Annotated in this window: 22 protein-coding genes, 3 tRNA genes and 2 pseudogenes; 12 read left to right on the top strand and 15 right to left on the bottom strand. The window is 73.8% G+C overall.

The window, feature by feature from the left end; all coding sequences use genetic code 11:
• Positions 1-8 precede the first annotated feature (8 nt).
• From AB0947_RS12820 to AB0947_RS12830, 3 genes and pseudogenes are all read left to right on the top strand, one after another.
• Complete coding sequence (locus AB0947_RS12820; RefSeq protein ID WP_366750377.1) at positions 9-680, top strand: class F sortase; 672 nt, start codon at positions 9-11, stop codon at positions 678-680.
• Between the two features lie 118 nt (positions 681-798).
• Positions 799-930, top strand: a pseudogene (locus AB0947_RS12825) (class F sortase); the annotation flags it as partial.
• A 118-nt stretch (positions 931-1,048) separates the two neighbouring features.
• Positions 1,049-1,180 (top strand): annotated as a pseudogene (locus AB0947_RS12830) (class F sortase); the annotation flags it as partial.
• Positions 1,181-1,195: 15 nt separating this feature from the next.
• Here the strand turns inward: AB0947_RS12830 and AB0947_RS12835 are convergent.
• Positions 1,196-1,885: a FadR/GntR family transcriptional regulator gene (locus AB0947_RS12835; RefSeq protein ID WP_366750378.1), complete on the bottom strand. Its 690-nt coding sequence runs from the start codon at positions 1,883-1,885 to the stop codon at positions 1,196-1,198.
• A 78-nt stretch (positions 1,886-1,963) separates the two neighbouring features.
• Positions 1,964-2,037: transfer RNA gene (locus AB0947_RS12840), tRNA-Lys, on the bottom strand.
• Between the two features lie 187 nt (positions 2,038-2,224).
• Here AB0947_RS12840 and AB0947_RS12845 point away from each other — a divergent pair.
• The 4 genes from AB0947_RS12845 to AB0947_RS12860 all read left to right on the top strand — a co-directional run bounded on the left by AB0947_RS12845 (position 2,225) and on the right by AB0947_RS12860 (position 6,053).
• Entirely contained in the window at positions 2,225-3,511 is a 1,287-nt protein-coding gene (locus AB0947_RS12845; protein WP_366750379.1) for a peptidoglycan-binding protein, read from the top strand.
• Between the two features lie 64 nt (positions 3,512-3,575).
• A complete protein-coding gene (locus tag AB0947_RS12850; protein WP_366750380.1) occupies positions 3,576-4,712 on the top strand; it encodes an SPFH domain-containing protein in 1,137 nt (378 codons plus the stop codon).
• A 148-nt stretch (positions 4,713-4,860) separates the two neighbouring features.
• Positions 4,861-5,466 carry a lytic polysaccharide monooxygenase gene (locus AB0947_RS12855; protein ID WP_366750381.1) on the top strand — a complete coding sequence of 202 codons (606 nt, stop codon included), beginning with the start codon at positions 4,861-4,863 and terminating at the stop codon, positions 5,464-5,466.
• 119 nt (positions 5,467-5,585) lie between these two features.
• The gene (locus AB0947_RS12860; RefSeq protein WP_366750382.1) at positions 5,586-6,053 is read left to right on the top strand and encodes a DUF3592 domain-containing protein; all 468 of its coding nucleotides are present in this window, start codon (positions 5,586-5,588) and stop codon (positions 6,051-6,053) included.
• 73 nt (positions 6,054-6,126) lie between these two features.
• On the opposite strand, the gene AB0947_RS12865 is transcribed toward AB0947_RS12860, so the two are convergent.
• The 7 genes from AB0947_RS12865 to AB0947_RS12895 form a co-directional block, all read right to left on the bottom strand.
• Positions 6,127-6,200, bottom strand: a tRNA-Lys gene (locus AB0947_RS12865).
• A gap of 95 nt (positions 6,201-6,295) precedes the next feature.
• Positions 6,296-7,048, bottom strand: coding sequence for an IclR family transcriptional regulator C-terminal domain-containing protein (locus AB0947_RS12870; protein ID WP_366750383.1), 753 nt, complete (start codon positions 7,046-7,048; stop codon positions 6,296-6,298).
• Between the two features lie 230 nt (positions 7,049-7,278).
• Positions 7,279-8,061 carry an ectoine/hydroxyectoine ABC transporter ATP-binding protein EhuA gene (gene ehuA / locus AB0947_RS12875; protein ID WP_366750384.1) on the bottom strand — a complete coding sequence of 261 codons (783 nt, stop codon included), beginning with the start codon at positions 8,059-8,061 and terminating at the stop codon, positions 7,279-7,281.
• The gene (gene ehuD / locus AB0947_RS12880; RefSeq protein ID WP_366750385.1) at positions 8,051-8,701 is read right to left on the bottom strand and encodes an ectoine/hydroxyectoine ABC transporter permease subunit EhuD; all 651 of its coding nucleotides are present in this window, start codon (positions 8,699-8,701) and stop codon (positions 8,051-8,053) included. The genes ehuA and ehuD overlap by 11 nt, the downstream gene beginning before the upstream one ends.
• A complete protein-coding gene (gene ehuC, locus AB0947_RS12885; protein WP_366750386.1) occupies positions 8,698-9,345 on the bottom strand; it encodes an ectoine/hydroxyectoine ABC transporter permease subunit EhuC in 648 nt (215 codons plus the stop codon). The genes ehuD and ehuC overlap by 4 nt, the downstream gene beginning before the upstream one ends.
• On the bottom strand, positions 9,345-10,259 hold the full coding sequence (gene ehuB / locus AB0947_RS12890; RefSeq protein ID WP_366750387.1) for an ectoine/hydroxyectoine ABC transporter substrate-binding protein EhuB: 915 nt from the start codon (positions 10,257-10,259) through the stop codon (positions 9,345-9,347). Before ehuB ends, ehuC begins: the two co-directional genes overlap by 1 nt.
• 89 nt (positions 10,260-10,348) lie before the next feature.
• Positions 10,349-11,302 carry a D-2-hydroxyacid dehydrogenase gene (locus AB0947_RS12895; RefSeq protein ID WP_366750388.1) on the bottom strand — a complete coding sequence of 318 codons (954 nt, stop codon included), beginning with the start codon at positions 11,300-11,302 and terminating at the stop codon, positions 10,349-10,351.
• A gap of 284 nt (positions 11,303-11,586) precedes the next feature.
• Here AB0947_RS12895 and AB0947_RS12900 point away from each other — a divergent pair, with 284 nt between their 5' ends.
• From AB0947_RS12900 to AB0947_RS12915, 4 genes are all read left to right on the top strand, one after another.
• Entirely contained in the window at positions 11,587-12,318 is a 732-nt protein-coding gene (locus AB0947_RS12900; protein WP_366750389.1) for a decarboxylase, read from the top strand.
• Positions 12,319-12,442: 124 nt separating this feature from the next.
• The gene (locus tag AB0947_RS12905; RefSeq protein WP_366750390.1) at positions 12,443-12,811 is read left to right on the top strand and encodes a hypothetical protein; all 369 of its coding nucleotides are present in this window, start codon (positions 12,443-12,445) and stop codon (positions 12,809-12,811) included.
• Between the two features lie 136 nt (positions 12,812-12,947).
• A complete protein-coding gene (locus tag AB0947_RS12910; RefSeq protein WP_366750391.1) occupies positions 12,948-13,517 on the top strand; it encodes a bifunctional DNA primase/polymerase in 570 nt (189 codons plus the stop codon).
• Positions 13,508-13,581 (top strand) — tRNA-Lys (locus tag AB0947_RS12915). Before AB0947_RS12910 ends, AB0947_RS12915 begins: the two co-directional genes overlap by 10 nt.
• Before the next feature lie 110 nt (positions 13,582-13,691).
• Here the strand turns inward: AB0947_RS12915 and AB0947_RS12920 are convergent.
• Complete coding sequence (locus AB0947_RS12920; RefSeq protein WP_366750604.1) at positions 13,692-14,906, bottom strand: M6 family metalloprotease domain-containing protein; 1,215 nt, start codon at positions 14,904-14,906, stop codon at positions 13,692-13,694.
• 375 nt (positions 14,907-15,281) lie between these two features.
• On the opposite strand from AB0947_RS12920, the gene AB0947_RS12925 reads away from it, so the two are divergent.
• Entirely contained in the window at positions 15,282-17,084 is a 1,803-nt protein-coding gene (locus tag AB0947_RS12925) for a bifunctional diguanylate cyclase/phosphodiesterase (protein ID WP_366750392.1), read from the top strand.
• Here the strand turns inward: AB0947_RS12925 and AB0947_RS12930 are convergent.
• The 5 genes from AB0947_RS12930 to AB0947_RS12950 all read right to left on the bottom strand — a co-directional run bounded on the left by AB0947_RS12930 (position 17,063) and on the right by AB0947_RS12950 (position 23,438).
• Complete coding sequence (locus tag AB0947_RS12930; protein ID WP_366750393.1) at positions 17,063-18,160, bottom strand: LLM class flavin-dependent oxidoreductase; 1,098 nt, start codon at positions 18,158-18,160, stop codon at positions 17,063-17,065. The two genes, AB0947_RS12925 and AB0947_RS12930, sit on opposite strands and share 22 nt — an antisense overlap.
• A gap of 266 nt (positions 18,161-18,426) precedes the next feature.
• Positions 18,427-19,764 (bottom strand): AAA domain-containing protein, encoded by a 1,338-nt coding sequence (locus AB0947_RS12935; protein ID WP_366750394.1) that lies wholly within the window; start codon positions 19,762-19,764, stop codon positions 18,427-18,429.
• Complete coding sequence (locus AB0947_RS12940; protein ID WP_366750395.1) at positions 19,761-21,350, bottom strand: hypothetical protein; 1,590 nt, start codon at positions 21,348-21,350, stop codon at positions 19,761-19,763. The genes AB0947_RS12935 and AB0947_RS12940 overlap by 4 nt, the downstream gene beginning before the upstream one ends.
• Positions 21,341-22,492, bottom strand: coding sequence for a hypothetical protein (locus AB0947_RS12945; protein WP_366750605.1), 1,152 nt, complete (start codon positions 22,490-22,492; stop codon positions 21,341-21,343). The genes AB0947_RS12940 and AB0947_RS12945 overlap by 10 nt, the downstream gene beginning before the upstream one ends.
• Before the next feature lies 1 nt (position 22,493).
• Entirely contained in the window at positions 22,494-23,438 is a 945-nt protein-coding gene (locus tag AB0947_RS12950) for a phosphatase PAP2 family protein (protein WP_366750396.1), read from the bottom strand.
• Positions 23,439-23,545 lie beyond the last annotated feature (107 nt).

Raw genomic sequence — 23,545 nt, forward strand, 5'->3', positions numbered from 1 at the left:
GCGGCGCCATGTCCGACGACCACGGGCGCACCACCGGCACCGGGCGGCTCGTCACCGGCCTGACCTGGGTGCTGCTGCTGTTCGGGCTGTGGCTGTGGGGGTGCGGCGTGAGCGACGTTCCGCGGGGCACGGACGGCCCCGTCACGGGTGACGTCCTCGCCCCCGGCCGTGCCACCGGCGCCGCCCGGCTGCCGCGCGCCGCGAAACCGCTGGCCGACGCGGTGCCCCAGCGCGTCGACATCCCCCGGCTGGGCGTGCAGGCCCCGGTGGTGGCCCGCGGTCTGGACGCGCGGGGCGCGATCGACCCGCCGCCCTACGACCAGCCCGGCGTGGTCGGCTGGTACGGCGCCGGACCCGTGCCGGGTGCCGCCGGGGCGGCCCTGCTGGTCGGACACGTCGACACCGAGACCCGGCCCGCCGTCTTCTACCGGCTCAGCACCGCCCGGCCCGGTGAGCGGGTCCGGGTGTTCCGCGCGGACGGCAAGGTCGCCGAGTTCACCGTCGACGACGTCCGCGTGCTGCCCCGGGACGACTTCGACGCCCGGCTCGCCTACGGCCCCCGTGTGCCGGGCCGTGCCGAACTCCGCCTGATCACCTGCGGCGGCTCCTTCGACCGGGCGAGCGGCAGTTACACGGCGAACGTCGTGGTGTCGGCGTATCTCACGGGGACGGCCGGTTGACCGTCCGGCGGGCGGTCATCGCCGGGGCGCGGTCGGCGGGGAGCAGGCTGGGGCTGTCACCGAAGCGGCCCGCCAGGACCGGCCCCGCCCGCTGGGAGTCGCCGGAGGCGCCGGGCTCGCCTACGGCCCCCGTGTGCCGGGCCGTGCCGAACTCCGCCTGATCACCTGCGGCGGCTCCTTCGACCGGGCGAGCGGCAGTTACACGGCGAACGTCGTGGTGTCGGCGTATCTCACGGGGCCGGCCGGTTGACCGTCCGGCGGGCGGTCATCGCCGGGGCGCGGTCGGCGGGGAGCAGGCTGGGGCTGTCACCGAAGCGGCCCGCCAGGACCGGCCCTGCCCGCTGGGAGTCGCCGGAGGCGCCGGGCTCGCCTACGGCCCCCGTGTGCCGGGCCGTGCCGAACTCCGCCTGATCACCTGCGGCGGCTCCTTCGACCGGGCGAGCGGCAGTTACACGGCGAACGTCGTGGTGTCGGCGTATCTCACGGGGCCGGCCGGTTGACCGTCCGGCGGGCGGTCATCGCCGGGGCGCGGCCAGCGGGGACAGTCGGCTGCGGATGTTGCCGAAGTGGTCCCGTATGGCCCGCTCCGCCCGCAGGGAGTCGCCGGAGCGCACCGCGTCCAGGATCTCCCGGTGCTGGCGGCAGGTGACCCGGGGGTCCTGCGGTACGTCCACCAGGTCCCGCTGCACGCGGTGGAAGGCGTCCCAGAACGCCTCCAGCACCTCGCCGAGCAGCACGTTGTCGAGTCCCCGGTAGAGGGTGGCGTGAAAGGCGCGGTCCGTCTCGCCGAGCCCGGTCCCCTCGGCGGCCTCCCGTTCCATGCGCTCCACGAGCGCGTCGAGCTCCACGAGGTCCGCCTCCGGCAGCCGCCCGGCCAGCCGGGACACCAGCCCGGTCTCGACGGCCTCGCGCAGCTCCAGCAGCTGGAGCAGGGAGTCCTCGCCGCGGTAGTGGCCGGCGACGGTGCGGAAGGCCAGCCCCTCGATCATCGGCGCGAACGACATGGAGCCGACGTACGTCCCGAAGCCGTGCCGGATCTCCACGATGCCCATCGCCTGGAGCGCCTTCAGCGCCTCCCGCACGGAGTTCCGGCTCGCCCCGAGCAGCCGCATCAGCTCCGGCTCGGTGGGCAGCGGAGCACCCGAGGGCAGCCGCTCGTCCACGATCAGCTTCTTGATCCGCTCCTGAAGGTCCCGGGCTGCCATGGCCAGAGGGTATCCGGCCATGCGTGTCGCGCGGGCATGCGAAAGGCCCCCCGCTTCCGCGAGGGGCCTTCGATCACGTGCGCCGCCAGGGACTCGAACCCCGGACCCGCTGATTAAGAGTCAGCTGCTCTAACCAACTGAGCTAGCGGCGCCTGCTGACGGAGAAAACTCTACCCGACCCGTGGGGGTGCTTCCGACCACCGGGAGATGGCGCGACAGCCATGCGGGGGGATCGCGTACATCATTCGGACCGTCAAAATGCGCGTTCCGTACCCGGTTGGGAAACTGATCAACGTGCACACTCGCGGACACATCACGCCCGAATGTGAGGCAGATCGCATGACCGCTCCGGTGTTCGAGGAGATCGACCCCGCGAGCGACTGTGACTGCCCCGGCTGCGTCCACGGGCGCCGGCCGACTCCCCGCTCCCTGTTCACCCGCGCCCGTCCGGCGGCCCGCGGAGTCGTCGTCGTGGCCGCCGCGTCCGCCGCGCTCGGCACGGTCACGCCCGCCGCCGCCGTCACCCCCGGCCACTCCCCGCACCGCCAGGCCCTGCCCGGCGACGGCGTGCCCGACACCCCGCAGGGCGCCAGGGCTCCCCTGCACGGCCGGGCGGGCAGGCCCGCGGAGCCGGACGCCGTCCCGGTGCCCGCCACCACCCGGACCCAGATCATCAACCGGGCCAAGGTCTGGGTGGCCGCCAAGGTGCCGTACAGCATGGACGACTTCTGGTCCGACGGCTACCGGCAGGACTGCTCGGGCTACGTCTCCATGGCCTGGGGGCTGCCGAACAACGAGTGGACCGGCAGCCTCGGCCAGTTCGGCGTCAAGATCGAGAAGGAGGAGCTGCAACCCGGCGACATCCTGCTCCACCACAATCCCGACAACCCCGAGAAGGGCTCCCACGTCGTGATCTTCGGCGGCTGGAAGGACCACACGCACACCTCCTACACGGTCTACGAGCAGACGCCCCCGCGCACCCGCAGCCAGACCACCCCCTATCCGTACTGGAACAACACCGACAAGTACGTCCCCTACCGCTACAAGGGCGTGACGAAGGCCGGGGTCGCCGCCGGGCCGGCGCCCGGCGGGAAGGCGGCGGTGGCCTATCCGGGCGCGGCCTACTTCGGCCCCGGCGCCGACAACGCGTACGTCACCCTGCTCGGCCGGATGCTGATCGCCCGGGGCGGGGCGTCCTACTACGCCAAGGGGCCGGGGCCGGTCTGGGACGCGGCGGACCGGCGCGCCACCGAGGCGTTCCAGCGGGCCCAGGGCTGGAGCGGCGCGGACGCCGACGGAATCCCCGGCCGGCGCACCTGGGAGCTGCTGAGCACGGGCCGGGGCAAGGACATCGCGTCCCCGGCCGCCGCCCCCGCCTCGCACGGGGTCCCCGGCTATCCGGGCCGCGCCTACTTCCGGCCGGGCCGGAGCAACGACCACGTCACCCGGCTCGGCGCCCAGCTGGTGAAGAAGGGGTTCGGCCGGTTCTACGCCCACGGTCCGGGCCCGCACTGGGGCGAGGCGGACCGGCGTGCCGTCGAGGCGTTCCAGCGCGCCCAGGGCTGGCGGGGCGGTGCGGCGGACGGCTACCCGGGCCCGGAGACGTGGCGCCGCCTGTTCGCCTGACCGGCCCGGCACCCCACCCCCACCCCCTGTTCATGACGCGTCTGGCGCGGAGGCTGGAGCACGCATGAGTACGACCACATCCCACACACCGCCCGAGTCCGGTGGGCAGTCGCTGGGCGCGGCCGCCGGCCCCGGCACCCGGCCGGCCCGCCTGATCCGGAACGAGGCCACCACCGAGATCCCCGTCCACCTGCTCTTCCGGGACGAGTCCGACCCGGTGAAGGTGCCGCTCCGGCCGGCCGTGGTGGCCCGCCGGCAGGGCACCGGCGAGCAGCCCCGGCTCAGACGCCCGGCCCCGGAGCGCAGCCGGCCGCTGCCGGAGGTCGACCCGGAGCTGGCGGAACGCCCGGCGCGGGTGCTGCCCGGGGCGGCCGGGGTGCTCGCCGGGGTCTGCGGGGTCACCGGCTGCCTGGCCACCACCTGGTGGGCGGGGCTGTTCCCGCCGCTCGCCGCGCGGGCACTGGGCCTGCCGGCGGATCCCGGCGGCGGTCTCGGCCCCGCGCAGTGGGCCGCGTACGCCGGGGCCGGGCTGTTCGGGGCGTTCGGCTTCGGCGGTCTGGCCCGGGGGCGGACCGGGCGGGCCTGGGTGCTGGGGCTGTTCGGGCGGTACCGGGGGACGGTCCGGCGCACCGGGCTGCTGTGGGTGAACCCGCTGGTGCCGCGCCGCCGGGTGGACGTGCGGCTGCGGCACTGGCGCAGCGAGGCGATGCCGGCGGCGGACCCCGACGGGATGGCGCTGCGGGTGGTGGTGCTGGTGGTGTGGCGGGTGCGGGACACCGCGCGGGCCCTGCTCGGCATCGACGACCACGAGACGTACCTGCGGGAGTGCGTGGAGGCCGCGCTGGCCCGGGTGCCGGTGGAGCCGGCGGGCGGGACGCGGGGCGGGGCGACGGCGGCCGGGGCCGCGCTGACCCGGCTGGTGGCGGCGGAGACGGCGGCGATCGGCGTGGAGGTGTTCTCGGTGCGGCCGGTCCGGGTGGAGTACGCGCCCGAGGTGGCCGGGGCGGTGCACCGGCGGCGGATCGCCGCCCTGGACGCCCGGCAGCGGGCCAGCATGCTCAGCTCGGTGGTGGACTCGGTGGAGGACACGGTGACCCGGCTGACCGTGCGCGGTCTGGTCGAACTGGACGACTACGAGCGCAAGGTGCTGGTCCGGGACCTGACGGTGGCGTTCTGCTCGGGGCGCGGCGAGCCGGTGTAGGGCGGGCGCGGTGAGCCGGTGGACGGTGGACGCGCGACCAGTCTGCGATTGGTATGGACATGTTCAACTGGCGGCAATAATCTGAGGCTTGGTCTAGACCTACTCTGCACGGCTCATCGAACTCCCCACGTTCTCCAGGAGCGGCAGCATGCGCACCAAGACCAAGTTGTCCGCGGTCGTGCTGGGCGCGGTGACCGCCGGAGCGTTCGCGCTCTCCACCGGCGGCGCCAGCGGGCACGGCTACACCGACCTCCCCATCAGCAGGCAGAAGCTCTGCCAGAACGGCACCGTGGCGAACTGCGGCCAGATCCAGTGGGAACCGCAGAGCGTCGAGGGCCCCAAGGGCTTCCCGGCCGGCGGTCCCGCCGACGGTCAGCTCTGCAACGCGGGCCTGAGCCAGTTCGCCCCGCTCAGCGCGCCCAGGACGCCGTCCGGCGCGGCCTGGCCCACCACCAAGGTGACGGGCGGCCAGTCGTACACGTTCCGCTGGCAGTTCACCGCCATGCACGCCACGACGGACTTCAAGTACTACGTCACCAAGCCGGGCTGGAACCAGGACCACAACCTCTCCCGCTCGGACCTCAACCTCACCCCGTTCCTGACGGTGCCCTACAACGGCCAGCGCCCGCCGGCCACCCTCAGCCACAGCGGCACCCTGCCGACCGGCCTGAGCGGACACCACGTCATCCTCGCGGTGTGGACGATCGCCGACACGGGCAACGCGTTCTACGCCTGCTCCGACGTCACCTTCTGATCCCCGCTCCGCTACGGGACGGAAACTGAGGTTCCCTTGAGGCCCGGCGCCCCGTGCGCCGGGTAGGTTCCCGCCACACCGCTCGACCGGCAGCGGCGGACCTTCCTCGGGGGAACCTCATGTTCGAGTCACTCTTCTACGCCGTTCCGGCCCTCATGCTCGCGGGCATCGGGTCCGCCGCGTACCTGCTGGTCCGCCGCGCTCGACGGATCAGCAGGACGTGGGCGCACGGCCTGACCGCCGAGGCGCGCTGCCTGCGGATGTTCACGACGACCAGCGGGGGCGGCGGGGACACCTCCGTGCGCACGACCGTGCACCACGTCTACGAGTTCACCACCCGGGAGGGCCGCACCGTCCGCTTCGAGGAGGAGGACGGCCCCACGACCGTCCTGGAGGGCGACGTCGTGACCGTGCGCTACCTCCCGGAGCTTCCCCAGCGGGCCACCGCGCTGCCCCCGGCACGCGGCAGGCTCGCCGCCGGCACCGGTGCCGGACTGGTCTTCCTCGGCGTGGCCGGCGCCTTCTGCGTCGGCTTCATGGCCGTGGCCCACATGATGTTCTCCGAGTCCGCCGGCATGCTGCCGTAGCCCTCCACGGGAGCCGCAACGGCCACTGGGGACGCCGAAGGCCCCCCGCTTCCGCGAGGGGCCTTCGATCACGTGCGCCGCCAGGGACTCGAACCCCGGACCCGCTGATTAAGAGTCAGCTGCTCTAACCAACTGAGCTAGCGGCGCATGACTCCCGCCTGCCTCGGGTTCTGCTCCCCGCGGCCGGCGACAAAGAAAATACTACCTGGTCCCGCGGGGTGCTCGTGACCACCCGTGTGCCCTCAGATGGTCAGCGACAGGACCACCGGAGCCGCGTTCCGGTTCAGTGTCTCCGCTGCCCGCTTCAGCCGGTGGGCGTGCTCCAGCGGGAGCGAGACGGCCAGGCAGCCGACCGTGGAGCCCGCGGTGAGCGGTACGGCCGCGCAGACCGTGCCGACCGCGTACTCCTGGAGATCGAGCACCGGCACCGTCGGCGGCTGCGACTCCAGCCGGGACAGCAGCAGCTTGTCGCTGGTGATGGTGCGCGAGGTGAGGCGGGCCATCTTGTGCCGGGAGAGGTGATCGCGGCGGGCGTTGTGGTCCAGCTGGGTCAGCAGGCTCTTGCCCACGGCGGTGGCGTGGGCGGAGTAGCGGAAGTCGACCCACTCGTTCACCGCCGGGGCGGCCGGCCCAGCGGCGTACTGGGTGACCCGGACCTCGCCGTCGAGGTACCGGCTGAGGTAGACGGCCGCGCCGACCGAGTCGCGCAGCCGGTCCAGGGTGAGCTGGAGCTTCTCGCGCAGGGCCCGTTCCCGGTCGTGCGCCGAGGTGATCCGGCGCAGGGTGTCGCCGGTGACGTAGGCCCCGTCGGTGATCTGCTCGACGTACCCCTCCCGGCGCAGCATCCGCAGCAGGGCGGTGAGCCGCTCGGTGCCGAGGCCGGTGCGGCGGGCCAGTTCGGTGTCGGTGGCGCCGGCGGGGTGCCGGGCCACGGTCTCCAGGACACGCAGCGCGTCCTGTGCGGAGTGGTACGGGGCGGTCGGCTCGATCCTCATGTCGTTCCCCCTCGGCCACGACCCGGGTCGGCGGATCGTCTCCACGATAGCCGTCAAAGCGGCACGGGGGAGAGGGGGTTGCGAGATTGCACCCCGCGCGTGCGGGCCGCCAACCGGGGCGAAAATCCGTTGGCATATGCCAGGGTCATTCCCCATCGCATGGACCTCGGCTGTTCCGCCGCGGGCCGGCCCCGCGCGAAGCCGGCCCGCGGCGGAACAGCGACGACGCCTCACAGCACCGCGCTGACGAACTCCCGCGTGCGCTCCCGCTCCGGGTCGCCGAAGATCTTCTCCGGCGGCCCCGCCTCGATGACCCGGCCCGCGTCGAACATCAGTACCTGGTCGGAGATGTCCCGGGCGAAACCCATCTCGTGCGTCACGCACAGCATCGTGATGTCCGTGCTGCGCGCGATGTCCCGCAGCAGGTCGAGCACGCCCGCGACCAGCTCGGGGTCGAGCGCGGAGGTCACCTCGTCCAGCAGCAGCACGCGGGGCCGCATCGCCAGCGCCCGGGCGATCGCCACCCGCTGCTGCTGCCCGCCGGACAGCCGGGTCGGCTTCGCGTCGCACTTGTCGGCCAGGCCCACCAGGTCCAGCAGCTCCCGGGCCCGCGCCTCGGCCTCGTCCCTGGACAGGCCGAGCGCCCGGACCGGCGCCTCGGTGAGGTTCCGCAGCACCGACATGTTCGGGAACAGGTTGAACTGCTGGAACACCATCCCGATCTTCTTGCGGACCTCCCGGACCTGCTTCTCCGGCGCCGGGAACAGCCGCTGCCCGTCCACGGTGATCGTGCCCTCGTCCGGCTTCGCGAGGGTCATCAGCAGTCTGAGGATCGTCGTCTTGCCGGAGCCGGACGGGCCGATCAGGGTGACGTGCCGGCCCGCGTCCACGGACAGGTCGAGGCCGTCGAGGACGGTGTTGTCCCCGAACCGCTTGGTCACGCCCTCCAGGCGGATCAGCTCGGTCGGCAGGGTGCCGGTCACGGCCGGCTGCTTGCGGGTCTCAACGGACAAGGCGTCGCTCCAGGGTGCGCAGACAAAGGGAGGCCAGGTAGGAGACGACGATGAAGGCGACCCCGATCACCGTCAGGGGCTCGGTGAACTGGAAGTGCTGCTGGGAGACGAGCCGCGCCCGGCCCAGCATCTCCAGCACGCCGATGGTCATCAGCATCGGCGTGTCCTTCAGCATCGCGATGACGTAGTTGCCGAGCGGCGGCACCACCCGGCGGACGGCCTGCGGCAGCACCACCGCCGTCCAGGTCCGCCGCACCGGCAGGCTGAGCGCCGTCGCGGCCTCCCACTGGCCCGCGGGCACCGCCTCGATGCCGGCCCGGTAGACCTGCATCGTGTACGTCGAGTAGTGCAGCCCGAGCCCGAGGACCCCGGTGGTCAGCGGGGACAGCGTCACACCCGTCTCGGGCAGCACGTAGAACAGGAAGAACAGCTGCACCAGCAGCGGGGTGTCCCGCACGAACTCCGTGAGGACCCCCACCGGCCAGCGCACCCACCGGGTCGGCGTCCGCAGCAGCAGCGTCCACACCAGCCCCAGCGCGAACGAGATCAGCGACCCCAGGGCCAGCGCCTCCAGGGTGACGACCAGGCCCTTCCAGAAGTACGGCAGGAAATCGGCGACCGCTCCCCAGTCCCAGGTCATCGGGCCACCTCCGCCTTCAGCCGGCGCTCAAGACCCCGCATCCCACGGGTGAGCAGGAACGAGATCACGAAGTAGATCAGCAGCAGGTACGCGTAGATCCGGCCGCTCTGCTGGAGGGCGAGGCGGACCAGGTTGCCGCTGAAGGCCAGGTCGCCCATGCCCGTGATGGACACCAGCGCGGTGCCCTTGAGCAGCTCGACCAGCAGGTTGGAGAAGGACGGGATCATCTCCGGCACCGCCTGCGGCAGCAGGATCAGCCGCAGCCGCTGCCAGGGCGAGAAGCCGAGCGCGATCCCGCCCTCCCGCTGGGCCGGGTCCACCGCCGCGAGGCCGCCGCGCACGATCTCCGCGCCGTACGCGCCGTAGGTCAGGCCCAGCGCGAGCGTGCCGGCCCACATCGGCACCAGCTGCCAGCCGAACGCCACCGGCAGCACGAAGAACACCCAGAAGATCATCACCAGCGCCGAGATGCCGCGGAACACCTCGGTGTAGAACGCCGCGACGAAGCGGACGAGCCGCGACCGGTGGGTGCGGGCGGCACCGGCGACGAACGACACCGCGGTGGCGAGCAGCGCGCTGTGGACCAGCAACTGGAGCGTGGTGCCCGTGCCCCGGAGGACGAGTTCCCAGAGTCCTCCAGTCATCAGCCGCACAACTCCTTCGCGGTCAGGGTCGTCATCTCGGCCTTGCTGAAGCCGAAGGGCCGCACGATCCGGTACAGCTCACCGCTGCGGCGCAGCTTGCGCAGCTCGGTGTTGAAGGCGTCGCGCAGCCGGGTCTCCTCCGGCCGGAACGCGAACGCGCCGCCGTCCGCCTTCGGTCTCCCGTCGACGAGCGCGACGAACGGCTCGGTCGACTCGGCCTTGGCCGAGCCCCGGGCGACGAGCCGGGCGGTGACGGCGGTGGCCGCGAACAGGTCGACCCGCCCCGACTCCACCGCGTTCAGTCCGGCGACCTGGTCCGGGACGATGACGAGGTCGTTCTCCTGGTAGCCCGCCTCCACGGCGTGCTGGATCTGCGCGTACCCGGTGCCGGTGGCCGCCTTGGCGTGCTTGCGCAGCGCGTCCGCGTAGGTGCGCAGGCCCAGCGGGTTGCCCTTGCGGACGACGAAGGCGTCCGGCATCCGGTAGTCCGGGTCCGCGAAGATCACCTGCTCGCAGCGGTCCGGGGTGACGTACATGCCCGCGGCCACCACGTCGAACTGCTGCGACTTCAGTCCGGGGATCAGCGAGCCGAACTCCGTCGGCACCGGCTGCACCCGGTCCACGCCGAGCCGCTTGAAGACCGCCTTCGCCAGCTCCGGCGCCTCCCCGGTCAGCTCGCCGTTCCTGTCGATGTACCCGAAGGGGATCTCCCCGGCGATCCCGAGCCGTACGACACCCTGCGCGCGCAGCCGGTCCAGCAGGTCGCCGCCGTCCTTCCCGGACGCCGACGCCACCCGGGTGCAGCCCGCCGCGCCCAGCGCGCCGAGGGCGGCGAGACCCGCGAGTACCGAGCGCCGGGTGTGCCCGCGTTCCGGCCGGAGGGTGTGCACGTCGTTGCCAAGTGGTGGAGCCATGGCGGCGCGGCTACCCAAGCGGAATCAGGCTATGCACCCCGGTTTTCCTGGCCGGTGGCACGCCCTCCGGCCCGCCGCACGCCGGGTGTTCAGTGGCCGGGCACGTAACCACGCGTCTTGTCGACCACGTTCGGCAGGGGTCTGCCCGCCGCCCACCGCTCGTACAACTCCACGAACTGCGCGCCCAGTTCGTCCCGCCAGCCGACCGTGTCCCCGCTCATGTGCGGGGACACGACCAGCCCCGGCAGCCCCCACAACGGGCTGTCCCCGGGCAGCGGTTCGGTCGTGAACACGTCCAGGGCCGCGCCCGCGATCCAGCGCCGGGCCAGCGCGCGGGCGAGGGCCTCCTCGTCGACCAGGTCACCCCGGCCGACGTTCACGAAGAACGCCGAGGGCTGCATCACGCCGAACCGGTGCGCGTCGAACATGCGGTACGTCTGCTCGGTCAGCGGAGCCGCCGCGATCACCCAGTCCGCTCGGGAGATCAGCCGGTCCAGGTCGTCCGGGCCGTGCACGCCGATCCGCGGCACCCGCCCGACCAGGGCCGTCGTCACCCCCAGCGCCTTCAGCGTCCGGACGATCGCCCGGCCGATCGGGCCCGAGCCGACCACGCACGCGCGCGTGCCCGCCACCCGCCGGGTCTCCCGGTGCCGCCAGACCCGCTCCCGCTGGAGCTCCAGGGTGCGCGGCAGGTCCTTGGCGGCAGCCAGCACCAGGGCCGCCACGTACTCGGCGATCGGCTGGTCGAAGATCCCGCGCGCGTTCGTCACCACCGTGTCCGACGCGGCCAGCTCCGGGCACATCAGATGGTCCACGCCCGCGCTCGCGGTGTGCACCCAGCGCGGCCGGGGCCCCTCGCCGGGCCACGCCCGCCGCACCGCGTGCGAGGTGAAGTCCCACACCAGCAGCACGTCCGCGCCGGGCAGCCGCTCGGCCAGGTGCGCCGCGTCCGTGCGCACGATCCGGGCGCGGCCGGTGAGACGGCCGAGCCGGGGCGGCGGATCGGCGTCGAGGACGAGAACGGTGGGGACGGTCGGCGTCATGCGGGGCGGCTCCCGGCGTCTGACATGCGCTGACAGCGCGCGGATGGACCACGCTCGCACCCCGGCCCACCGTCGTCAACACGGGCGGACCCACCCTGCCTTGCCCGCCGGTCTCCCCGCGTGAGACCGGCGGAGGACAGGGACGGTGATCCCGGCCGGCCGGTCACGATGTGGGCTGTGCCGCGCCGATTGGGTACCCGGACCGTGGGGCCTGGCCGGCCGCTGCTCGACGCGGCTGCCCGCGCACGGCCCGTACTGCCCGAAGAGACGCAGGAAGGCTGGACATGACCGCACTCGGATTCCTCTACCCGGGCCACTTTGCCGAGGACGACTATCCACGCATCGAGCAGCTCCTGGGCAGCGACATCCGGGTGGAACTGGTCCACACCGACATCGGCGAGGACGCGCACCGGGTGGACACGCTGCGCGAGCTGGGCTCCGCCGACCGGCTCGCCCAGGGCATGGAGGGGCTGCGGCTGGCCGGCGCCGAGACGGTGGTGTGGGCGTGCACCAGCGGCAGCTTCGTGCACGGCTGGGAGGGCGCTCAGGAGCAGGTGCGCAACCTGGCCCGGGTGGCCGGGATGCCGGCCTCCTCGACGTCGTTCGCCTTCGTGCACGCGGCCCGGGAGATCGGCGTACGGCGGGTCGCCGTCGCCGCGACCTACCCCGAGGACGTCACCGCGCTGTTCGCGCAGTTCCTGCGGGCCGGCGGCCTGGAGGTGGCCGGCACCCGGTCCTCGGGGACCGTCACGGCGGCGGAGGCCGGCGGCTGGGGCGAGGAGGACGTGCTGACGCTGGCACGCGCGGCGGACGCCGCCGACGCGGAGGCCGTCCTGCTGCCGGACACGGCCCTGCACACGGCCGCCCACCTCTCCCTCCTGGAGAAGGCCCTGTCCAAGCCGGTGCTCACCGCCAACCAGGTCACGGTCTGGGAGGGGCTGAGGCTCGCGGACCGCCGGGTGAACGCACCGGCCCTCGGCACCTTGTTCACCCGGCAGCCGCTGGTGCAGGTGTAGCCCCGGGCTCCTCCTCACAACCCGGCGCGGGCGGCGGCGGGGGCCTCTTGCACCGGCGCGGGACAATGGACGGTGGCCCACCTGAAGGCGGCGCCCACCGAACCGTACGAGGAGGAGACAAGACATGGCGGAGCCCACGCCGCGTCGTAACGAACCGCGGCTACGCCCCGCGCCCCTGCTCTTCGAGCCCGCGGAGGCGGCCGCCGACCCCGAGCACTTCTTCGCCCTGGAGTCGATCGACGACCCGCGGGCGCTGCTGGCCCGGGCGACGGAGCTGACCCAGGCTTTTCGCGCGGCGGCCGACCGGGCGGTGGAGTTCCAGGCCATCGCGGCCGCCCAGCTCGCCGACCCGCGCCGGTTCGACCGGCTGACCCCGGCGGACATCGCCGAGCGGGCGGAGTGGACGGAGGACTACGCGAAGAAGATGGTCGAGTTCGGGCGGGACCTGATGCGCGGAGAGGGCGAGGGGCGGACCGGCGCCGATCCCGTGTAGCGGCCGGACCGCAGCCTGCCCCTGGGGCACCCGCACGGCATATGCCAGGCGGGCAAGATACTCCTCTCCGCCGCCGCTGTCCCGGTTTTCGGCAACTCAGGAGAACGGTCCGCTCACTGGCTGTACACCTGGTGTCATGACCAGCGCCCCGAACGTCACCCGTGTCAGCGCCGACGGCGTCGCCTGGCTCGCCTCGGCGGCGACGTACCCCCGCAGCACCCTCGCCCTGTGGGAGGAGCGCCCGGACGCCCCGGTCGTCCTGCCCTGCGGCACCGTCTTCGACGTGGTGAGCGCCCCCGTGGTTTTCGGCCGCCGCATGCTGGACCGGCTCTGGGACGAGGGCGCGGGCTCGGGGCCGGTCGCGGTGTTCCGGGGGCGGACGCTGCTGTTCGCGGCCCCGGGGACGGCCCAGCGGCTGCCCTCGCTGCTGGACTGGGAGGAGTGGGGGTCCCAGCGGGCCCGCGCGGTACCGCCGCTGCTGTGCCACGGCTCCGGCGACGCGGTCACCGTCCCGCCCCTGAACTGCGACGACGCCGGTGGTGCCGCCCGCTGGCTGGTCGCCCCGGACACCCGGCACCCCTGGCTGCCGGGGCCCGAGGTGCTGCTCTGGGCGGCCGTGCGGGCGGCCCGGTCGGCCGTGCGGATATCGATTTTTCCTCCCGCCGACCAGGGTGCTAAGGTCTACGACGTCAGCAGGCGCCGCTAGCTCAGTTGGTTAGAGCAGCTGACTCTTAATCAGCGGGTCCGGGGTTCGAGTCCCTGGCGGCGCACGCGAAGGAAACGGCGGGTCCGGTTCGAAAGAACCAGGCCCGCCGTTTTCGTGTACGAGTCGGCCGGGGCGCGGCGCACCACGCCCAGCCGCACGGTCAGCCGGTGCCGGTCAGCCACCCACCGCCGGCGTGATCTTCACCGTCCACGCCCCGGAGGCCGTCCGCCCCTCCGCCTCCACCTTCACCCCCTCCCCGGGCACCGTGAAGCTCTCCCCGAGGGAGACCGGCGCGTCGGCGAGCGGGGCGTAGACCGAGTTCTCCCAGCAGGCCTCGGTGCGCGGGTGGGCGTCCACGACCTGGATCGGGCCGTCGCCGGACTCGGCGGCGGCGCGCACCCGGTAGACCAGGATGCCCTGCCGGCAGGACATCCGGTCGTTGCCGGCCGCGTCGCGCGCCTCGAAGGCGAGGGCGCTGTCCGGTCCGGTGCGCACCACGGCCAGTTTGACGCCGTGCCCGAGGCCGAAGCCGGGGCCGTCGCCCGCCCCCGGCACCGGCACGCCGGGCCCGGCCTCGAGGGGCTCCAGGGTGAGGCGGGTCGGCGCGGCGCCGCGCACGCACACCACCTGGCGCGGATCCAGCCAGCCGAGCCGCCACTTGTGCCAGGCGAACAGGTCGGGGGCGAGCCCGAACTGGCTGCCCATCAGGTCCCAGTCACCCACATAGGTGTCCCAGTCGCCCTTGCCGTCGACCGGGCGGTGGTAGAGGTCGGGCAGGTCGAAGACATGGCCGGTCTCGTGGGCGAGGACCAGCCGGTCCGGCGGATGGTGTTCGAACACGGTGACGACCCGCCGGACAGCGGTGCCGTCGACGTGCAGCGGGGTCTCCAGGTTGACGACCTTCGTGGCGTCCGAGTCCACTCCGGGCGCGTCCGGGTCGGCGACGAGGTACACGATCGGGTAGCGCGAGAAGTCGACTTCCTTGTCGGCCACGGCGAACGCGTCGCGCACGTAGGCGGCCCGGTCCTCCACGTCCCAGTCCCGCCGCATGGCGTACGACGTCGACGGGTGCGGCATGCGCAGCCAGCGCCCCAGCGGGTGCGGGCGCAGGGTGAACCTGCCGTAGGACGCCTGTGCGTAGAAGCGGCTGGTGGCCGGGAAGTGGTCGGCGGCGAGTTCGGCGGGGGTGGTGCGCGGGGTGGCGTCCGGGAAGGACAGGAAGATCATCACGGCGTCCAGCGCGCCGGTGGGGCGGGTGTAGGCGGGGTTCCAGCTGTCGACGCCCTCCGAGTGGTGGGCCTCCGTGCGGTGCAGGGCGCAGGGGGCCGGGGAGAAGGGCTCGGCGGCCGACGGGCCGCCGAGGATCGAGGTCGCGGCGAGCGCCGACATCGTGGTGCACACGGCGGCGGTGCTGCGCAGCTTGGGCACGGACGTGACCTCCGGATGCGGTTCGGGACCCGCACCCAGATTGCTGGCAATCGATGTATTTTGCCCTGTTTATCTGCACCAGAAGGGTGAGAGCGCCCCCAATGCGCCCCGGCGCGCCCCGGCGCTTGACATCCTCGAAACACTCACGGAACGTCACAACTGGTCGCGGGCCTGAAGAACCCGTCCAGGTGCGGGCAGAAACGATCTGTCAGAACCTGTGCTCGGTCCGGGACACTGGACACCGGCTGGAAGGGCCCGGAGCCAGCCTCTATGATCGGCACACTTTCCGGCACGGACAGGCACGGACACAGATCGAGTGCACTGCGGGAGCGAGCGGTGAGCGGAACGTCCGAAGGGCCGACGCCCGCGGCAGACCTCGACCGGTCAGCCGTCACAGACAGTCACTACACCACCTACCACCGTGTCTTCGCGACCGCCCCGCTCGCCATGGCGGTCGTGGCCCCCGGGGGACTCGTCGTCAGCGCCAACGCCGCCCTCGGCGACCTGCTCGGCGCCGATCCCGGCACCCTCGTCGGGCGGGTCGCCGCCGACCTGGTGGACCTGGCCGCCGACGCCCGCACCCGGCACGCCTACCAGGAGGTGCTGCGCGGCCGGCAGGCCCGCCTGCGCTGCACCCGCCGGCTGAAGCACCCCGAGGGGCACGCGCCGTGGGTGCAGGTCACCGTCGCCCCGCTGACCGGCGAACCCGGCGTGCTGCTGTCGGTCGCCGACATCAGCTCCCGGCGCGAACTCCAGGCGCGGCTGCGGCACTTGCAGATGCACGACCCGGTGACCCGGCTGCCCAACCGCACACTGTTCTTCGAGCGCCTGACGGCCGCGCTGGAGGCGGAGTCGTACGAGGAGGGCGGCACCGGCCGGATCGGCCTGTGCTACCTGGACCTGGACGGCTTCAAAGCGGTCAACGACACCCTCGGCCACCGCATCGGCGACCGGCTCCTCGCGGCCGTCGCCGAACGCCTGACCCGGGTCGCCGACGAGACCGGGTACGCCCGCGCGGCGACCCCCTTGGTGGCCCGGCTCGGCGGCGACGAGTTCGCCCTGCTGGTGGAGGACTCCACCGGCACCGAACAGCTCGCCGACCTCGCCGAGTCCGCGCTGAACGCGCTGGAGCAGCCCTTCGACCTGGCCGGCCAGCGGCTGTCGCTGACCGCGTCCATCGGCGTCGTCGAGCGGCACGCGGCCGGTACGACGGCCACCGGGCTGATGCAGGCGGCCGACACCACGCTGTACTGGGCGAAGGCCGACGGCAAGGGCCGCTGGACCCTGTTCGACCCGGAGCGCAACGCCCACCGCATGACCCGTCAGGCGCTGTCCTCCACCCTGCGGCCCGCCATCGAACGCGAGGAATTCGCCCTGGAGTACCAGCCGTTGGTGGCCATGGAGGACGGCCGGCTCAACGGCGTCGAGGCCCTGATCCGCTGGCACCACCCGCAGTTCGGCACCTTGACGCCGAATCGGTTCATCGGACTGGCCGAGGAGGACGGCTCGATCGTGCAGCTCGGCCGCTGGGCGCTGCACACCGCCTGCCGGCAGGCCCGCCGCTGGCAGCTGGACCACCCCGGCGAACCGCCCATCTTCGTCAGCGTCAACGTCGCCGTACGGCAGGTGTGGGACTCGGACCTGGTGGCCGACGTGGCGGAGATCCTCGCCGAGACCGGACTCGCCCCGCAGCTGCTCCAGCTGGAGCTGACCGAGTCGGCGGTGATGGGCTCGGCCGGACGCCCGCTCCAGGCCCTCCAGGCCCTCAGCGACATGGGCGTGCGCATCGCCATCGACGACTTCGGCACCGGCTACTCGAACCTCGCCTACCTCAGCCGGCTGCCGGTCTCCACGCTGAAACTGGACGGCTCCTTCGTGCGGGGCTTCCAGTACGACGGCGACAAGAAGGCCATCGCCCCCAACCCGGCCGACGAGGTCATCGTGGAGGCGATGATCCAGCTCGCCCACCGGCTCGGTCTGACGGTCACCGCGGAGTGCGTGGAGACCTCCGCCCAGGCCACCCGGCTGCGCCGGATCGGCTGCGACACCGGGCAGGGCTGGCTGTACTCCCGCCCGGTGCCGCCGGATCGTATCTCCGAGCTGCTGGGGGCGCAGTCCTACGCGGTCGGCAAGCCGTAGGCGTCCGCGATCAGCTCGTAGGAGCGCAGGCGGAGTTCACCGCGGTGCGCGTGCGAGGTGATCATCAGCTCGTCGGCGCCGGTGCGCTTGTGCAGGTCGTCCAGTCCGGCGCGGACCTCGTCGGCCGTGCCCTGCACGATGTTGGCCGTCCAGGAGGCGGCGAACTCCTCCTCCATCGGGCTGAACTCGTGCCGCTCGGCCTCCTCCGGGTCGGGGAACAGGCCGGGGCGGCCGGTGCGCAGCCGGATCATGTTCAGCGCCATCGCCCGGCTCTGCCGGCGGGCCTCCCGCTCGTCGTCCGTGGCGAGGGCGGAGACGCCGATGAGGGCGTACGGCTCGGAGAGGACGCCGGAGGGCCGGAAGGTCTCCCGGTACAGGTCGAGCGCCGGGATGGTGTTCTGCGCGGAGAAGTGGTGCGCGAAGGCGAACGGCAGGCCGAGCAGGCCGGCCAGGCGGGCGCTGAAGCCGGAGGAACCGAGCAGCCAGACCGGCGGCCGGTGCGGGGACTGGACCCCGCCGGGGGCGCTGCCCTGGACGGGTCCCGGGATCGCGTGGATGCGGCGGTACGGGTGCCCGTCCGGGAAGTCGTCGTCCAGGAACCGGGTCAGCTCCGCGAGCTGCTGCGGGAAGTCGTCGGCGCCCTCGTTGAGGGTGTCGGTACGGCGCAGGGCAGCGGCCGTCGCCCCGTCCGTGCCCGGCGCCCGGCCGAGGCCCAGGTCGACCCGGCCCGGGGCCAGCGCCTCCAGCGTGCCGAACTGCTCGGCGATCACCAGCGGGGCGTGGTTGGGCAGCATGACGCCGCCCGAGCCGAGCCGGATGCGGTCGGTGTGGGCGGCGAGGTGGGCGAGGATCACGGCGGGGGAGGAGGAGGCCACACCGGGCATGGAGTGATGCTCGGCGACCCAGTACCGGTGGAAGCCGCGGGACTCCGTGAACCGGGCGAGCGCGACGCTGGTGCGCAGGGCGTCGGTGGCGGTACTGCCCGCGCCGACGGTCACCAGGTCCAGTACGGAGAGGGGGGCGGGGGCGGTGCCGAGCGCGGCGCCCCGGATCTCGTCTGCCTCGTCTGCCGACACGGTGTGCGCCTCCTGATGCGAGCGTGGACTGTCCTCCTGTCGCTAACAGGAGACAGTCCCCGCTTATTCCCTCCGGGCGGGAAGAGGCGGGGGCGTTGCTCAGGGGTGCCAGGTGATGCGGTGTTCTGTGAGGTGGGACAGGACCGCGTGGTTCGCCTCCCAGCCGTCCGGGCTGTGTCCATCGGCCGCCTCCGGCGGCGTGCCGGACTGCGTCCGGCGGAGGGGCGCGGCAGTCGGTTCACCGGGGGAGGCGGCGGGGGCGTTGCTCAGGGGTGCCAGGTGATGCGGTGTTCTGTGAGGTGGGACAGGACCGCGTGGTTCGCCTCCCAGCCGTCCGGGAACTTCACGAGCGTTCCCAGCTGGACCGGTTCCGTGGAGGGGTAGTCGTCCAGCAGGTCGGTCACCCCGGCGCGGCAGATCATGATGCAGGCGTGGCGGTGGCGGGAGGCCAGGACGCACAGGCGGCCCGTCTCCAGGTGGAAGGCGGTGGCGTCGGGGCGGCCGGAGAGAGGGTGCAGCACGACCGTGACGTCGTACTCGCGGCCCTGGAGACGGTTCGCGGTGTCGACGGTCACGTCCGGGACGCCGATGTCGGCCAGGGCCGCGCGGATCGCCGCCGCCTGGTCGCGGTGGGCCGTGCCCACGGCGATGCGGTCGGCCGTGAGGGGAGCGGGGTCCGGCGCGCGTTCGGACGTGGCCGCGCCGCCCCGGTCCAGCAGCCGGCGGACCACCGCCGCCACCGCCCGCACCGCCTCCGGGTCCGTGCGCGGGGTGTGCCGGGCGGGCAGTTCCAGCAGGCCCCAGCCGGACTCCGCGGCCTCGTCGATCACCCGGTCCGGGCCGGAGCCGTCGGAGGGGACGGCGAAGGTCAGCCGGCGGTCCCCGTGGGACGTGCCGCTGCGGAACGGGGTGTACGGGTAGAACGCGTCCGAGACCAGCGGGGCCGCCGAGGCCGGAAGGCGCCACGAGACCGGCAGACGGTGCTGGGGGAGGTCCGGGTTGTGGGCCAGGAGGGTGGTGACCGCCGAGGTTGAGGGGTCGTACGACAGACCTGCCCACTGCTCGCTGCCGACGATGGAGAACGGGTCCAGCTGGCCCGGGTCGCCCACGAACAGCGCCCGCTCGAACAGGCCGGCCACGGCGAGCAGGGAGTCGGAGCGCATCTGGTACGCCTCGTCCACGATCGCGTGCCGCCAGGGCTCGTCCACCTTCACGTGCGCCCACTTGGCGGCCGTGGACAGGACCACCGGCAGCCCGTTCAGGTCCGCCGCCTTCGCCGACGTACGGACCTGCGGCAGGGCGTCCAGCGCCGCGTCGTACGCGTCCGTGTCGCTGCTGTGCAGACGGCCGACGGGCAGTTCCGGGTTCTTCTCGGCCAGGCGCAGGACCAGGTCGTCCACCTGGGCGTTCGTCTGGGCCACCACCATCAGCGGGCGCCCCGCGTCGGCGAGTTCCAGGGCCGCGCGGACCACCAGCGTCGACTTGCCGGCGCCCGGCGGCGAGTCCACGACCACGCCCCGCTCCGCGCCGTGCAGCGTGTCGTGGAGGATCGCGTCGGTGGCGCGGCCGGCCGCGGCTCCGGGATCGAAGTCGACGGTGGTCACAGCACGTCCTCCTCGGTCACGGTGTCGGGGGCCTCCGGCGCCGGCTCGCCCGGCGGGCCGCCGTGCGTCCACGGGGTCTCCTCCGGGTCGGGCAGCTTCGCGCCGCCGCGCTGCTCGTGCTCGAACAGGGTGAAGCAGACCCGGTCGCCCTTCTCCGGCACCGAGCCGGGCTCCGGCTCCTTCCCGCGGCCCATCTTGTCCAGGACGCGCAGGACCAGCACGCCGTCGGCCTCCTGACCGACGAACTCCGCCGACTGCGGCCTGCCGCCCAGCGAGCGGTACACCTTCGCCCGCTGGGCCAGATGCGGCCGGTCCTCGGTGCGGACCGTCACCAGCGGGCGCGGGCTGGGCCGCTTGCCCTCGCTGTACGCCATCACGACGTCGGTCACCTCGCCCGCGAACGCCTCCCCGGCCAGCCGCCGCCCCGCCATCACCAGCGGGTCGTCCAGCGCCTCCTGCGCCTCCAGCCGGGCCTGCTCACGCTCGCGCGTGGCCAGCTTGTTCGCCGCCGTCACCGCGTCGTCCCGGCGCGGCTGCGGCGGCTCACCGGCCAGCACCCGGTCCCGGTGCCCGGTGAACGACCAGCGGTCCCGGGTCCAGCGCCCCTCCACGTGCGCGCCCTCCGGCAGCGCCCGCAGCAGGTCCAGCCCCCGCCACACGGCGTCCCAGGTGGGCCGGGTACGGCTCTCGACCAGGTCGCGGACCTCCCGCTCGGCCCGCCCGAGCGCGGCCAGCCGCTCGTCGGCCTCCAGCGGGTCCTCGGCGGCGGCCAGGGCCGTCCGCGCGCGGTCGTAGCGCTCGATCGCCGGGGCCAGCAGCCTGTTGTCGAACGCCGGGTCGGTGGCGGGGCCGGCCGGCGGGCACAGCAGCTGGCCGTCGGCGTCCCTGGCGAGTTCGGCCCGGCGGGCCGCCTCGGCGCCGGTCAGGCCCTCCGGGGGGTCGATCCAGGCCAGCAGCGCGCCCAGGTGCTCGTCCTCCAGGCCGGACTGGCCGGTCGCCCAGTGCCGGGACAGCACATCGGTCAGGGCCAGCAGCAGCGAGGAGCCCGGGACCCGGGCCCGCTCGCCGTAGTGGGTCAGCCAGCGGCCGAGCAACGGCACCCGGGGCGGGGCCGGATAGGGCGCGTCCGGGTCCTGCTCGGCGGTGCGCCGGAACCGCATCGAGCGGCCCAGCAGCCGTACGAGGTCCAGGCCCGTGCGGCTCGGCACGATCAGCTGGGGCGCGTCCGCGCACAGTTCGGCCGCCACCTTGACCCGCTTGCCGGTCTCCGGGTCGGTCTCGGTGCGCTCGGCCGCCTCCACGGAAGCGGCGTACGCGTCGATGTGGGGCAGGACGACGTCGGCCAGGTCGGCGAGGAACGTGAAGCGCAGATCGCGGTCCCGGGGCTGCGGCACGACCAGCAGCCGGGGCGCGTCCCGGTCGGTGCCGACCAGCGCGCCGAGCGGGGCGCCCGTCTCACCGGCCGTGGTGAGCGGCACGAACACCAGCGGGTGGTCGGACAGGTGCCGGTGCCGGACGGTCGCGGCGGGCTGCGCCCGGCCCGTGCCGACGGCTTCCAGCCGGGCGAGGGTGGTGATCAGGGACACGGGACCGCCTCGCTCGCCTCCGCGGCCTCACGGGCCTCCCCGGCTTCCCGGGCCTCGCGCAGCGCCTCCGCGCGCAGGGCTGCCGCCCGGCGCAGCGCGGCCACCGCCGGGTCGTCCGGGTCGCCGCTCTCGCCGTGTGCCGCCGCCAGGACCTCCTCGACCGTGGCCAGCCCGCCCAGCTCCGCCCGCAGCGGCCGGCCGAGCCGGGTGACCGCGCCGGTCGCGCGGGCCCGCTCCCGGCAGTGGAAGGCCAGCTCGCAGGCGGACAGGCACTCGGGCGCGTACGTCGCCGGCACCGCCTCCACGGCCGCCGTCAGCTCCTCGGCGGGCAGGTCGGGCGCGAAGCACGTGCCCTCGGGCAGCGCGTCGGCGATCTCCTCGACGCGGGTGAGCCGGGCCAGCTGGCGGGCGGTGACCGCGCGCTGCTTGCGGACGTCCACGGCGGAGCCCGCGGGCAGGTTGGAGAAGTCCTTCGGGCACACCAGCAGCACCTCGTGACGCACCCGCGGCACGGGAGCGCCTGCCGGGGCGGGCCCCTCCGGCTCCGCGCCGAGTCGCTGCGCGACCTCCTCCAGGGCGAGCACGTACACCGCGGCCTGGCGGGCCGCCGCGCCCACCTTCGCCGGGTCCGCCGCGCCGTCCACCATCGGGAAGGACTTGATCTCCACCACCGACCAGCTGCCGTCCGGGTGCACCACGACCGCGTCCGGCTCCAGGAAGGCGAGCGAACCGGCCACGTCCAGGGCGAGCATCGGATGGTCCAGCAGCGTCCAGCCGCCGGCCCGCACGGCCTCGCGCAGCGCCAGCGCCGTGCGGGCCGTGCGCCCCTCGGGGCCGTGCGCGGTCAGATCGGGCACGGCCGCCGTGGCGGGCGGTTCGGCGCCGGGGTCCAGCCGGGCGTGCGCCAGCCGCAGCAGTTCGGCGCCGCCGTCCGCCTTGACCCGCGCCTCGAACGCGTTGCCCCGGGTCAGCGCGAACTGCGACTGCCCGAAGCCGGCCGGCGCGCCCAGCGCACCGGCCAGCCGGGCCTTGTCCACCCCGGCGCCGTCCAGGATCGCCCGCCGGGAACAGCCCGGGTTCGCGGCCAGCGCCGCGAGGGCGCGGGCGTCCAGGGCCTTGGCCGGTACGTCGGGACCGCGCAGCTCAGCGAGCCGGTGCCGGAGCCCCTTCGCCCGCGTCGCTGGGGGAGGCGTCCGGTCCGGCCGCGGGGTCGAGCCGCGACTCGCGCTGCCGTGGAATTCGCTCACCCGCCGAAGTCTGGCATCCGGCACTGACAATCGGGGAACCCGCGGTCTGCGGGACCGGTGCGGTACGGCGGGACAGCCGGGTCCGCACGAGGTCCGCCGTCCGCAGCAGCCGCGGCGCCAGCAGCAGGCCGACGCCCATCACGGCCACGCCCGCGACCGCGTCCAGGAAGTAGTGGTTGGCGGTGCCCATGACCACCAGCGCGGTCACCAGCGGGTAGACGACACCGAGGACCTTCGTCAGGCGCGTGCCGCCGTGCCGCCACAGCATCACACCGCACCACAGCGCCCAGCCCACGTGCAGGCTCGGCATCGCCGCGTACTGGTTGGTCATGCCGCCCATGCCGCGCGGAGCGCTGGCCTCACCGCCCCACCAGCCGTACGCGCTGTACTGCGCCATCGTGTCCACGAAGCCGTGGCCGGCGGAGAGCAGGCGGGGCGGGCAGGTCGGCAGCAGGGTGAAGCCGATCAGGCCGATGAACGTGGACGCCATCAGCCAGGTGCGGGCCGCCCGGTAGTGCGCGGCACGCGCGCGGAACAGCCAGACCAGGATCACGGGCGTGACCAGGTAGTGCAGCGAGGCGTACCAGAAGTCGGCCGGCACCCCGAGCCAGGGCTCGCGCGTGAACAGCCGGTTCAGCGGGTGCTCGGCGTTCAGGCGCAGGGCCTTCTCGACGCGCAGGATCGCCAGGCCGTGGTCGACGGCGGTGGTGACGTCACCGCGCGCGAGGAGCCGGCCGGCCGAGTAACAGCCGTAGACCAGCACGATCAGCGGCAGCTCGGTCCACCAGCGCAGCCGGGGTCGCGGGACCACCTCGGTGCCCGGTGTCTCGGTCTGCGGCATCCGATCGCCCTCCCCCTTCTCTGTGCGGCTGCGCCCGGCGGGCGACCGTGCCACTTTACGGTGTCCCTACTCCGCCCCGGACGGGCGCTCGGGATCACACCCGGTGG

The organism is Streptomyces sp. NPDC047841, assembly GCF_040704085.1.
Lineage (GTDB): Bacteria > Actinomycetota > Actinomycetes > Streptomycetales > Streptomycetaceae > Streptomyces > Streptomyces argyrophylli.